This window comes from Streptomyces sp. ASQP_92 (assembly GCF_025399895.1).
GTDB lineage: Bacteria > Actinomycetota > Actinomycetes > Streptomycetales > Streptomycetaceae > Streptomyces.
Map to the genome: position 1 here is coordinate 148545 of NZ_JAODUA010000009.1, position 12161 is coordinate 160705.

A 12161-nucleotide genomic window follows, 5' to 3' on the forward strand; every position below is an offset into this window, starting at 1 on the left:
TTTGATGGTTGTCAAACACTTCTGGGGGAAGGGAGAGTGCGGCCATGGAGACGGACAAGGGCCGATCGCCGGAGCCGTGGGACGAGGGCGAGCAGCTCCCGCAGCCCGAGACGGCCGACATCGAGCTGGTCAAGGTGCTGCACGCGCTGGGCGACCCGGTGCGGCTGTGGCTGCTCAAGGTGTACTCGGAAGAGGGCCAGTACAGCTGCAAGCCGGGGGCGCTCGGCCTGGACCACCTGCACAAGTCGACCGTCTCCCACCACATGCGCATCCTGCGTGAGTCCGGGGTCACCTCGACGCGCGTCGTCGGGCGCAACCGCTATGTGCGGCTGCGCCGCGAGGACTTGGAAGCCCGCTTCCCCGGGCTGCTCGACGCGCTCGTCACCGCCCTTCCCTACTAGGCGAGTTGGGGAGGCAGGGTGCTCGCGTGGACGATCGTCAGGCCCGAGACCGCTCGGGTGAGGGCCACGTACAGGCGGCGCAGGCCGGTGCGTTCGTCGGGTTCGCCGTCGACCACGGCGGCGGGTTCGTCGAGGACCACGTAGTCGTACTCCAGGCCCTTCGCAAGGGACGCGGGCACGAGGGTGAGGCGGGACGACGCCGTGGTCTCCTCGCCGGGGTCGAGATGGGGGAGCCCCGCGGCCTCAAGTGCCTTGGCCAGTACGGGAATGCGGGCATCGGCGGCGATCAGGCCGATCGAGCCCTCGTGGGCGAGGGACTCCTCGCAGGCCGCCACCACGGCCGCGTCCAGCTCGGCCGGTGTGCCCGTCGCGCGCACGTCCAGGGAGCCCGGCGTCTCACGGACCGACTCCACCGGGGCCAGGCCGGGTGAGATCGAGGGCAGCAGCTTCGAGGCGTACGCGATGACCTCGCGCGGTACACGGAAGCCCGCCGTGAGCTCCTCCACCACCGCGTCTCCCTTGCCGAGATGACGCAGCGCCTCGGCCCAACTCGCCGTCGCCCAAGGCGTGGTGCCCTGCGCCAGGTCGCCGAGGACGGTCGCCGAACCCGTCGTGCAGCGGCGGCCGACCGCCCGGTACTGCATGGGGGAGAGGTCCTGGGCCTCGTCGAGCACCACGTGGCCCAGCGAGTGGGTGCGGGCGACCAGGTCGTTCGCCTCGTCGACGAGCACCGCGTCCGCCGCCGACCACTTCGCCGCCTTCACGCTGCGGGCGGGCTTGGGGGCGAGGATCGCCTTCTGCTCGTCGGCGGTGAGGACGCCCTCCGCGTGCGCGGCCAGGAAGTCGGGCTCGTTGAGCAGGCGCAGTACCAGCTTCGCGGGGTCCACCGGGGGCCAGATCGCCTTCACGGCCGCCTTGACCGCCGTGTTCCGCGCCACCGCGTCCTGCACCCGGTCGTCGGGGGCCTCGCCCGCCTGCTCCATGCGGACGAGCACCGTGTGCGCGATCCGCTGCGGCAGCGCCTCGCGCGCGGCACCGTAACGGATGTCCCGGTCCCTCAACTGCTCGACGATCTCGGCGAGTTCGTACGCCGGGACCCGCCAGCGCCGCGAGCCGCGCACCACTACCAGGGGCTCGGTGGGGGTGGTCACGTGCGACCAGACGGCGCGCCGCAGTACCTCGGCCATGCGGGCGTCGCCCTTGACCACGGCCGCCTCGGCGGGGTCGGCGCCCCGCACCTCGACACCCGCCGTGGCCACCAGGTCGTCGACGGTCGCCTGCTTGACCTCCAACTCGCCCAGGGCGGGCAGGACTTGCTCGATGTAGTGCAGGAAGGACTTGTTCGGCCCGATGACGAGCGTGCCGGTGCGGGCCAACCGGTCCCGGTGCGCGTACAGGAGATACGCGACCCGGTGCAGGCCCACGGCGGTCTTGCCGGTGCCGGGACCTCCCTGCACACACACGCTGCCGCTCAGGCCCGACCGGACGATCTCGTCCTGCTCGGGCTGGATGGTGGCCACGATGTCCCGCATCGGGCCCACGCGGGGGCGCTCGATCTCCGCCTGGAGCAGTTTGCTCGTCCGGGCGGTCTCCGTGGCGTCCATCAGGTGCTCGTCCTCGTACGCCGTCAACTCACCTCCGGTGTAACCGAATCGGCGGCGCAGGGCGACGTCCAGCGGGTCCTTCTTCGAGGCGCGGTAGAACGGCTGCGAGACCGGGGCGCGCCAGTCGATGACCATCGGGTCGCCGTCGGCGTCGTGGACGTGCCGGCGCCCGATGTAGAACCTCTCGCCCCCGGCCCCCTCGGCGAGGTCCGCGCCCGGGGCGTGCAGATAGTCCAGGCGGCCGAAGAAGAGGGGGGTGTGGGAGAGGTCGGCGAGGGCCTTGATGCGGTCGTCGATCTGGCGCTGGAGGACGGCGGCGTTCACCCAGTTCGCGGTGACGTCCTTGATGTCCAGGGCCTGGACGTCCTCGCGCATCGCGCGGAGGGCGGCGCGGGAGTCTGTGAGGTGGGTGCGTTCGTGGTCGAGGGGGTTGGGGGTGGGGGCGTGCGCGGGCACGGGTTGCCTCCGGCGGGGGTGGGCGCGGGTGGGGTGGGGGCGGGGCCGGGTTCGGGGCCCTTGCCGGGTGCCTCCCGGTTTCCGGCCGGGGGGCGGCGCTCCAGGGGGAGGCCGGGGGGAGGGGGATTCTAGCGAGGGGGTGGGGGTGGGGCGAATGGTTTTTCCCCCACCCCGCCCCTTCCCTTGACCCTCCGGGGGTGTCGCTCGGCACGCGGCCCGTGCCGGGCTGGTCGCGCAGTTCCCCGCGCCCCTGACCCCTCGCGATCGTGCGGGTCGTGGTCGCTTTTCGCGCAGTTCCTCGCGCCCCTAACCCGCTTTCGGCTGCGGGCCGTGTGTGGCTGGTCGCGCAGTTCCTCGCGCCCCTTAACTGCTCGGTGCTGGGGCACCTTCAGCCCGTCCGGCGATTGAGGACGAGCGCCGTTCAGGCGCGAACGGGGTCTGGGGCGGAGCCCCAGGAGGGCCCGGAGCCAGCCAACCCCGCCGCACGGGCGGGTGGGTGGGCGACGTGGCTCGGGGTCTGGGGCGGAGCCCCAGGGGGCCCGGGACCAACCCACCCGCTGCACGGGCGGGTGGGTGGGAAAACACCCCTACACCCCCAGCGCCGCGAGGTCCAGGCCGCGGAGCCGGGCCGGGTCGGCCAGGATGTTGAGCTCCGTGATGCGACCGTCCGCGCCCAGCGAGAACGCCAGAACCGCGAGCGCCCGCCCCTCCGACGCCGCCAGAATGCCCGGCACCCCATTGACCAGGACCACCCGGTTGAGCGCCGCCAACTTCCGGAAGGTGGCCGCCTGTTCGGCCACCGCCCGCGCCCCCCGCAACAGCTTCGTCGTCGGCAGCGCCCCCGCGTCGGCCCGCAGCACCACGTCCGGGTCGAGCAGCGCGAGCAGCGCCTCGAAGCCGCCTCCGCGCGCCGCCGAGATGAACGCGTCGACCACCTCGCGCCGACGGGCACGGTCGGGCGAGGGCGAGGGCGACGGCACCCGCCCCTGCACCCGCCGCCGCGCCCGGCTCGCGAGCTGACGCGTCGCCGCCGGCGTCTTGTCGACGATCGGCGCGATGTCCTCGAACGGCACCGCGAACATGTCGTGCAGCACGAAGGCCAGCCGCTCGGCGGGCGCCAGCGTCTCCAGGACCACCATCAGCGCCAGGCCCACCGAGTCGGCGAGCAGCACCTCCTGCTCCGGGTCGGCCACGTCCACCGGGCCGAGCACCGGATCCGGCACGTGCACGTACTCGTACTCCTCGACGTCGAGGGCCGCCTCGCGCCGGGTGCCGCGCGCCCGCAGCATGTTGAGGCAGATCCGCGCGACGATCGTGGTCAGCCAGCCGCCCAGGTTGTCGACCGCGTCGCTGTCCGCGCGGCTGGCCCGCAGCCAGCCCTCCTGGACGGCGTCCTCGGCCTCGCTGAGCGAGCCCAGCATCCGGTACGCCACCGCGCGCAGGTGACCTCGGTGCTCCTCGAAGCGCCGCGCGAGGTATTCGTCGTCGACCATCTCTGCTGTTCCTCCGTCGCGTTGCGTGGTGGCACTGCTCTGACACGGGAAAGGGGGGTGGTGTGACAGGGGCACGGGACTTCTGCCGTGCTTCGGCGGGGGGCCCTGGTCCCGGATGCGGGGGAGGCGATGGTCCCGCCCTCGGGGGGCCCTGGCTCATACCCGTAGGGGACGGGCTCGGACCAGAGGACTACGTGGGGGGCGGCGAGGTTCAACCCCGGGGTCGATGTGCCTGGGTTGTCCGAAATCCATCATGGATACATGAGTACAGCGACCTACACCCCAGCCCCTTCCGCCCGCCCCGGCGCCCCGTGCGGTGCCACCGCCTCCGGCGCCGCCCCTCACCGTACCCACAAGATCGGCAACGCCGTCCGCGCCGCCAAGGTGCTCGCCGGTGCCGCGTTCAGCGTGGTGGTGATGGGCGAGTTCGCCGAGGAGGCGGGCGTCCGCCGACGCCATCAGCGCTGACCGGCCGCCCCGCGAAACTCACGCGCCGTACCGCTAGGGTCACTTGGCGTGACCGTTCGTTCGCCGCGCGCCACCACCACCCGGGCCCTCGCCCTGCTCGGGCTCTCGCTGGCCGCGCTCGCCGTGCTCTGTGCCGTCCTGCGCATCCCCATGGCGGACCTCCTGGTCTACCGGGCGGAGGGCGCAGCCGTCGCGCACGGCAGACCGCTGTACGGGTTCACCGTCACGGCGTGGCACCTGCCCGCCACCTACCCGCCGTTCGCCGCCCTGCTGTTCCTGCCGACCGCCTTCGTGCCGCTGTCCGTACTCAAGGCGGTCTTCTGCGTGGCGAACGTCGCGCTGCTCGCCCTCCTCGTGCTGCTGTCCTGCCGCTTCGCGCGCATCGGGGCCCGCCCCGCGCACGTCCTCGCCGCCACCGCGCTCGGGCTGTGGCTCGAACCCGTCTTCCAGACCCTGATCTTCGGGCAGGTCAACCTCGCCCTCGTCTGCCTCGTGCTCTGGGACGCGTCCCGGCCGGAGGGCGCCTTGGGGAAGGGGTTCGCGGTCGGCCTCGCCGCCGGGATCAAGATCACGCCACTGTTCTTCGTGCTGCATCTGCTGGTACGGGGACGCGTCCGCGAGGCCCTCACCGCGCTGGCCGGATTCGGGGCGACCGTGGTGGTCGGAGCGCTCGTACTCCCGTATGACACCGTCGAGTTCTTCACCAGCCGACTCTTCGAGACCGGCCGGGTCGGCAAGGCGTGGATCGTCGACAACCAGTCCTTGCAAGGGGCGCTCGCGCGGCTGCTGCACACGCCCGAGCCGGGTGCGGTGTGGGTGGCGGCCGCGATCGTCGTCGGCGCCGCCGGGCTGTGGACCGCCCGCCGCGACGCCGACGAACGCCGGGCTCTGCTGGTGAGCGCCTTCACCGCGCTGCTGATCTCGCCCATCAGCTGGTCGCACCACTGGGTGTGGTGCGTCCCGCTGATCGCCGTGGTGGTCGCCGAGGGGCGGACGGACGGGGCCCTCGCGGGGCGGACGCGTGCGGCCGTCGTGCTCGGGGTCGTCTTCGCGGTCGTCTTCACCGCCCGCACCCTCTGGCTCGTACCGCACGCGGGCGATCGCGACCTCCAACTACCGCTCTGGCAGCAGCCGTTGGCGTCGCCCTATCCGCTCGTCGGGCTCGCGGTGCTGGGATGGGCGGCCCGGCGCGCCACTCGGCGGGCCGCCCCAGCGGAGCTCGACGCCGACGCTCAGTTGCCCGCCAGGAGTTCGTCCGCGTCCATGATCCGGTAGGCGTAGCCCTGCTCGGCCAGGAAGCGCTGGCGGTGGGCCGCGAAGTCCTGGTCGATGGTGTCCCGGGCCACCACCGAGTAGAAGTGCGCCTGGTGGCCGTCCGCCTTCGGGCGCAGCACGCGGCCCAGGCGCTGGGCCTCCTCCTGGCGGGAGCCGAACGTACCCGACACCTGGATGGCGACCGTCGCCTCCGGCAGGTCGATCGAGAAGTTCGCGACCTTGGACACCACCAGGACGCTGATCTCGCCCTCGCGGAACGCCCCGAACAGCTTCTCGCGCTGCGCGTTGGTCGTCTCACCCTTGATGACGGGCGCGTTCAAGTGCTCGCCCAGCTCGTCGAGTTGGTCGATGTACTGGCCGATGACGAGGATCTGCTGACCCGCGAACTTCCGTACCAGCGCCTCGGTGACCTTGCGCTTGGTCGCGGTCGTCGCACAGAAGCGGTACTTCTCCTCGGTCTCGGCGGTCGCGTACGCGAGGCGCTCGCTGTCCGTGAGGTTGACCCGCACCTCGACGCAGTCGGCGGGCGCGATGTAGCCCTGCGCCTCGATCTCCTTCCACGGCGCGTCGAACCGCTTCGGCCCGATCAGCGAGAACACGTCCGACTCGCGGCCGTCCTCGCGCACCAGCGTCGCCGTCAGACCGAGGCGGCGGCGGGCCTGGAGGTCAGCGGTGAACTTGAAGACCGGCGCGGGCAGCAGATGCACCTCGTCGTAGACGATCAGGCCCCAGTCCCGGGAGTCGAACAGCTCCAGGTGCGCGTAGACGCCCTTACGGCGGGTGGTGAGCACCTGGTACGTGGCGATCGTGACCGGGCGGATCTCCTTCTTCGTCCCGCTGTACTCGCCGATCTCGTCCTCGGTCAGGCTGGTCCGCTTCACCAGCTCGTGCTTCCACTGGCGGGCCGAGACCGTGTTGGTGACCAGGATCAGCGTGGTCGCCTTCGCCTCGGCCATCGCCCCGGCGCCGACCAGCGTCTTGCCCGCGCCACAGGGCAGCACGACGACACCGCTGCCGCCGTGCCAGAACCCCTCGACGGCCTGCCGCTGGTACGGGCGCAGCGCCCAGCCGTCCTCGGCCAGCTCGATCGGGTGCGCCTCGCCGTCCACGTACCCGGCGAGGTCCTCGGCGGGCCAGCCCAGCTTCAGGAGCGTCTGCTTGATCTGGCCGCGCTCGGAGGGGTGCACGGCGACCGTGTCCGCGTCGATCCGGGCGCCGACCAGCGGGGCGACCTTCTTGGACCGCAGGATCTCTTCGAGCACGGGCCGGTCGGTGGAGGTCAGCACCAGGCCGTGGGTGGGGTGCTTGCTCAGGGTGAGCCGGCCGTAGCGGTCCATCGTCTCGGCGATGTCGACGAGCAGCGCGTGCGGGACGGGGTAGCGCGAGTACTCGACCAGCGCGTCGACGACCTGCTCCGCGTCATGCCCGGCGGCCCGCGCGTTCCACAGCCCCAGCGGCGTCAGACGGTAGGTGTGGATGTGCTCGGGGGCCCGCTCCAGCTCCGCGAAGGGCGCGATGGCGCGACGGCAGGCGTCGGCCCGCTCGTGGTCGACCTCCAGGAGCAGGGTCTTGTCGCTCTGGACGATGAGTGGTCCGGTCACCTGGGGCATGTCCTTCCGGCGGATCGCCACCCGGGCAGGGCGGGCAAACTTCCAGTCTGCCGCATTCGGGGCTCCGGTGGGGCACCCCCGCCCGGGGCGGAGGGTCCGGCAGAGCGGGGGGCAACACAGGGCGGCCCGAGGATAGGCGGCTGATCCCCTCAGGTCTAAGGTCGGGAATCCAGGACCAGAACGATGGCGAACGATGGCGAACGACGGGGGGCGCAAGGGCGTGGAACAGGACGAGGCCGTCATCGGCTGCCCCGGAGTGCTGCACGTCGCCACCCGCGGAACCGCCGGGCCCGGCGAGGTCGTGGTGAGTGTCAGAGGCGGCACGGAGGCCTTCCTCGCCTGGTCGCAGGAGCCCCTGCCCAAGGGGGCGACCGTGCTCGTGATCGGATCCCGTGGCACCCGTCAGGTGGACGTCATCGAGTGGGCCGATCCGCTGGACGCGTTGGGCGGTCCTTCCGCCGACGCCGGCTAGACGTCGTTTCCAGGGAGACGTCGTTTCAAAGGAGACAAAGGATGTTCGGTTACCGGGTGCCCGCCCCCGACGAGGCGATGCTGATCTCGGGTGGCAGGCGTGGTCTCGGGGGAGCCCCGTTCCGCGTAGTGACCGGCCACGGCAAGTTCGTCCTGCCGGTTTTCCGCAAGACCCGATTCCTCACGCTCTCGATGTGTGAGGCCGAGGTCACCGAGACATGTGTGACCAAGCAGGGCATCGCGCTGCATGTGCGCGCGGTGATCGCGTTCAAGGTCGGCAACGACACCGAGTCCATCGTGAACGCCGGCCAGCGCTTCCTGTCCGACCAGGACCAGATGTCCGTCCTGACCGGCCGGATCTTCGCCGGTCACCTGCGGTCGATCATCGGCTCGATGACCGTCGAGGAGATCGTCACCGAGCGGCAGAAGCTCGCGGCGGAGGTCCTGGAGACCTCGAAGACCGAGATGGCGAAGATCGGTCTGATCGTCGACTCGCTCCAGATCCAGTCGATCGACGACGGCGACGTCGGCTACATCGACGCGATGTCCGCGCCCCACAAGGCCGCCATCCACCGGGCCGCGCAGATCGCGCAGGCGCAGGCCACCCAGGCCTCGGTCGAGGCCGAGCAGGTCGCGGCGCGCAACCAGGCCGAGTACGCGCGGCAGACCGCGGTCGTCAAGGCCGAGTACTCCGCCGAGGTCGACCGCGTCCAGGCGCAGGCCGCCCAGGCGGGCCCGCTCGCCCAGGCCCACGCCCAGCAGGAGGTGCTCGCGGCCCAGACCGAACTCGCCCAGCGCGCGGCCGAGTTGCGCCAGCAGCAGCTCGTCGCCGAGATCGTCAAGCCGGCGGAGGCCGAGGCCGAGCGCATCAAGGTGCTCGCGATCGCCGAGGCCGAGCGCATGAAGATCCAGGCGGAGGCCGCGGCGTCGTACGACCGGGTGGCGCTCGACCGGATGCTCATCGACCAGCTTCCGTTGATCGTCAAGGAGGCGGCGGGGGGTCTGGCGGGGGCGAACGTCAATGTCCTCAACGGGGCGGACGGGTTGGGGGAGATCGCGGCGGGATTGGTCGGGCAGGGCCTGACGATCCTCGACTCGGTCCGCCAGAACCTGGGCGGCTCGGACCGCCAGGACCGCCCTTCGGGCAAGGATGCCCAGCTCTCGCTGCCCGGGTTGGCTTCGCGCTCCGGGTCGGGAGGCGCGGCGAAGGGGGACGGGCCGGTGGGCCTCGACTAGCGGGGGCCTTTTATGCGCAGTTCCCCGCGCCCCTGAAACCCCGTTTGCGCCTGCGGACCGCAGGTGGCTGGTCGCGCAGTTCCCCGCGCCCCTGAAACCCCCTTCCACCTGCGGACCGTGGTCGCTTTTCGCGCAGTTCCCCGCGCCCCTTAACAGCGCCGATGCTGGGGCACCTTCAGCCCGTCCGGCGTTTGAGGACGAGCGCCGTTCAGGCGCGAACGGGGTCTGGGGCGGAGCCCCAGGAAGGCCCGAACCATCCAACCCGCTGCACGGGCGGGTGGGTGGGCAAAGGTGCTCGGGGTCTGGGGCGGAGCCCCAGGGGGGTGGGTCACGCGGGGTCGTCGGAGAGTTCGGCCACGCCGGTGATGCGGTGGAGGGCGTACGTGCGTACCTCATCCGCCGTATGGTCGTACGCCGTCACAAACCCCCCTTCCACCCGCACCGGCGCAATGACCCGCTGACTCGCGGAGCCCTCCGCGTTGACGTACCCGATCCACACCACCGACCCCGTCATCGCCGCCGCCTGCACCGTGGCCAGCGTCTCCGCGGAGGAGGTGCGCGGCAGGGCCCCGCGGGCGGCCTCGGGCTGCTCCTTGCGGACGACGGTCGCCGCCGTGTCCCCCGCCCGGATCGCCCGTACCGCCGCGTCGAGCAGCGTCTCGTCGGGCCGAGGCGGCCCGTCCGGTACCGGCGCGGGTGCCGTACGGCGCGGAGTGCGGCGCGCGTCGGCCCGGGTGATCAGGACGTCGCCCTCGGCGGACTCGGCGGCCGGGGCGTACCCCATCGACCGCAGCCCGTCGAGCAGGGCGGCCGGCTCGGCCGTGGTGGCAAGCACCGTGGGGGCCAGGCGGCGCAGCCTCAGCGGCTGGCTGCGCTTGTCGGCGAGGATCTCGCCCAGCATCGCCTCGTCGTCGCAGCGTACGTACGCCGAGGCCGCCCCCACCCGCAGGTGCCCGTGCCGGCGGGCCACGTCGTCGATCAGATAGCTGAGCGGCTGCGGCACCGGCGTACGGCTGTGCTCGGTCAGGAACGCCTGGAGGTCGGCGGCGGTCTGCCCGGCGTCGAGCGCGCGGCGCACCGAGCCGGCCGTGAAGCGGTAGACGGTGGCGCCGCCCTTGGACTCGATGTCGGCGAGCACCCCGAGCATCGCCGCGAGCGGCCGCCGCAGCGGCCCCGGTGCGACCGCCGTCAGATCGGCCTGGAGCAGTACGTGGTCGACGGGCTCGGGCAGATGCGGGGCCAGCGCCTTCGCGGCGAGCAGGCCGAGCGCCTCGCGGTCGGCGGCGCCGGAGGCCGGGGCCAGCAGGGTGCGGCCGTGTGTGGTGAGCGCGCCCCGGCCGGTCACCCCCAGCAACTCGGCCTCGGACAGCGTCCATTGGGCCAGCCGGGGGCGCAGGTCCTCGGGGCCGCTGCGGGCCGGGTGCTCCCAGCGCAGCCGGGCGAGCAGCGAACCGGGGTCCGCCGAGGTGGCCTCCGGCAGGGTGGTGAGGAGGGTCAGCACACGGTGGCGGACCTCGGGCGTCGGGGAGCGGTCGAGGTCGGGGCCGAGCGCGGAGAGCGTGCGGCCCTTGGCGTCCTGCTCGCCGACGAGACCGGCGGTGCGGGTGGCCGTCAGCCAGGCCACCGCGAGCCGCGCCCAGCGCTCGGCGGGCGGCAGGTCGAGCCACTCGTCGTAGTCGGGGGTCGGCGCGTACCGCTCGTCCGCCTCGCCGTCGGACGCCAACAGGCCTGCCGCATAAGCGAGTTCGAGCCAGAACGCGGCGATCTGCTCCGAGGTGTCGAGGGCGGCAGCGGTGCGCTTGAGGTCGCGTACGGACAGACCGCCGGCGCGCAGCACGGCGGGGCCGCCCTCGTTCCACTCGGCGAGCAGGTCCTCGACGGTGGTCAGCGCGGTGAACGCCTGGCCCGCCGCGGCCGCGTCCACAACCTGTGGACGGTACTCGCGCAGCGGCGCGACGGCGGGCGGCACCGGCTCGGTGGTGCGGTGCGCGCGCCCGGCGCGCAGATGCAGGGCGACCTCGCGCGGCAGCACCACGGTGCGGGCCGACGCCGGAAGCAGCAGACCGTGATCGCGCAGCCAGCGCACCGGCGGCGGCGGATCGGCCGACACCTCGCCGTACGGCGGGCCCCACACCAGGCGGTCCAGGACCGTCAGCGCCTCGGTCGGGGCGGTGTCGAGCAGGTCGGCCATGCGGGCGCGGTCGGTGAACAGGGAGGTCAGGGCGGCGACCGCGGACACCGGATCGTGTGTCGCGGGCAGGCCCGCGGCCTGAAGGATCTCCTGGACCCGGCCCGGCGACATCCCCGCCGTCGCCTCGGCGACCGTCGGGCCGAGACCGGTCGGGGAGGGGTGGTGGGGCGAGGGGGCGAGCAGTTCGCGGGCGGTACGCACCAGGCGCAGCCGGTCGTCCCCGCCCCACACCAGGGCCTGCTCGCGCAGCGCCGCGAGCGTGCCGGGCAGCGCCGCCTCGACCGCCGGGTCGCCGTCGTCCCCGACGAGCAGAGCGCGTACGGCGTCGTACGGAGCCGGCTCCGGGGCCACGGCCAGGACCTGCGCGGTCTGCGACGCGAACGTGTCGAGCCGCTCCAGGGCCCGCACCACCGAGGCCCGGGTGCCGGCCCGGGTGGCGAGCTGGGTGAGGTCGCTCGGCACCGGATTGAGCAGATCGGGCCTGATCCGCAGCAGCGCGGCGAGGGACTCGTCGGAACGGGCACGCAGGGACTCGGCGAGGGTGCGGGGTGCCGAGGCGGCGGCGGTGCGGTCCGCTGTCGCGGGGGTGCCGGGTGCCGTGGCGGCGGTGTGGTCCGCCGTGTCGGCGGCGCGGTCGGCCGAGGCGGCGGTGCGGTCGGCCGTGTCGGCGGCGCGGTCGGCCGAGGCGGCTGGGCGCGCGGCAGCCCGGTTCGTCGCGCCGGTCGTTCCTTCGGACACGTGCGCCTCCTGATTGCGCTCGCCGGTCCCCATCCGCCCCACGGTAGCCCGTGCGCGCTACCGTCAGGACCCGGAGCCGGTGTCCGAAACGCGACCGGACCGCCGGACGGCGGCTCCCGGTGAGCCCGAGGGTCCTCTCCGCGCCTTGAGAGCCCGGGCGGGGGGTACCCCCTGGCTTGAGGGTTCGCGGGCTTGAGGGTTCGGGGCGGGCGGGGCCC

Annotated in this window: 9 protein-coding genes; 5 read left to right on the forward strand and 4 right to left on the reverse strand. The window is 73.0% G+C overall.

Features of this window, described 5'->3' with window-relative positions:
• Window positions 1–44: 44 nt before the first annotated feature.
• The gene (locus tag N4G70_RS20660; RefSeq protein ID WP_261714153.1) at window positions 45–401 is read left to right on the forward strand and encodes a helix-turn-helix transcriptional regulator; all 357 of its coding nucleotides are present in this window, start codon (window positions 45–47) and stop codon (window positions 399–401) included.
• Here the strand turns inward: N4G70_RS20660 and N4G70_RS20665 are convergent.
• Complete coding sequence (locus N4G70_RS20665; protein ID WP_261714258.1) at window positions 398–2380, reverse strand: ATP-binding domain-containing protein; 1983 nt, start codon at window positions 2378–2380, stop codon at window positions 398–400. The genes N4G70_RS20660 and N4G70_RS20665 overlap by 4 nt on opposite strands.
• A 668-nt stretch (window positions 2381–3048) precedes the next feature.
• Window positions 3049–3954 carry a sigma-70 family RNA polymerase sigma factor gene (locus N4G70_RS20670; RefSeq protein WP_261714154.1) on the reverse strand — a complete coding sequence of 302 codons (906 nt, stop codon included), beginning with the start codon at window positions 3952–3954 and terminating at the stop codon, window positions 3049–3051.
• Between the two features lie 261 nt (window positions 3955–4215).
• Here N4G70_RS20670 and N4G70_RS20675 point away from each other — a divergent pair, with 261 nt between their 5' ends.
• Window positions 4216–4422, forward strand: coding sequence for a hypothetical protein (locus N4G70_RS20675; protein WP_261714155.1), 207 nt, complete (start codon window positions 4216–4218; stop codon window positions 4420–4422).
• Window positions 4423–4470: 48 nt separating this feature from the next.
• Entirely contained in the window at window positions 4471–5697 is a 1227-nt protein-coding gene (locus N4G70_RS20680) for a glycosyltransferase 87 family protein (RefSeq protein WP_261714156.1), read from the forward strand.
• On the opposite strand, the gene N4G70_RS20685 is transcribed toward N4G70_RS20680, so the two are convergent.
• The gene (locus tag N4G70_RS20685) at window positions 5655–7298 is read right to left on the reverse strand and encodes a DNA repair helicase XPB (RefSeq protein ID WP_388730189.1); all 1644 of its coding nucleotides are present in this window, start codon (window positions 7296–7298) and stop codon (window positions 5655–5657) included. The two genes, N4G70_RS20680 and N4G70_RS20685, sit on opposite strands and share 43 nt — an antisense overlap.
• A gap of 229 nt (window positions 7299–7527) precedes the next feature.
• On the opposite strand from N4G70_RS20685, the gene N4G70_RS20690 reads away from it, so the two are divergent.
• Both N4G70_RS20690 and N4G70_RS20695 read left to right on the forward strand, forming a co-directional pair.
• Window positions 7528–7779, forward strand: a complete 252-nt coding sequence (locus N4G70_RS20690; RefSeq protein ID WP_261714260.1) for a hypothetical protein — start codon at window positions 7528–7530, stop codon at window positions 7777–7779.
• A gap of 41 nt (window positions 7780–7820) precedes the next feature.
• Window positions 7821–9014, forward strand: a complete 1194-nt coding sequence (locus tag N4G70_RS20695; RefSeq protein ID WP_261714157.1) for a flotillin family protein — start codon at window positions 7821–7823, stop codon at window positions 9012–9014.
• Between the two features lie 328 nt (window positions 9015–9342).
• Here N4G70_RS20695 and N4G70_RS20700 read toward each other — a convergent pair whose 3' ends face one another.
• Window positions 9343–11976, reverse strand: coding sequence for a helicase C-terminal domain-containing protein (locus tag N4G70_RS20700; RefSeq protein ID WP_261714158.1), 2634 nt, complete (start codon window positions 11974–11976; stop codon window positions 9343–9345).
• Between the last annotated feature and the right edge of the window lie 185 nt (window positions 11977–12161).

Coding starts and splice junctions, on each gene's coding strand:
- N4G70_RS20660 (WP_261714153.1), top strand. CDS start 45: ATGGAGACGGACAAGGGCCGATCGCCGGAGCCGTGGGACGAGGGCGAG.
- N4G70_RS20665 (WP_261714258.1), bottom strand. CDS start 2,380: ATGCGCGAGGACGTCCAGGCCCTGGACATCAAGGACGTCACCGCGAAC.
- N4G70_RS20670 (WP_261714154.1), bottom strand. CDS start 3,954: ATGGTCGACGACGAATACCTCGCGCGGCGCTTCGAGGAGCACCGAGGT.
- N4G70_RS20675 (WP_261714155.1), top strand. CDS start 4,216: ATGAGTACAGCGACCTACACCCCAGCCCCTTCCGCCCGCCCCGGCGCC.
- N4G70_RS20695 (WP_261714157.1), top strand. CDS start 7,821: ATGTTCGGTTACCGGGTGCCCGCCCCCGACGAGGCGATGCTGATCTCG.
- N4G70_RS20700 (WP_261714158.1), bottom strand. CDS start 11,976: ATGGGGACCGGCGAGCGCAATCAGGAGGCGCACGTGTCCGAAGGAACG.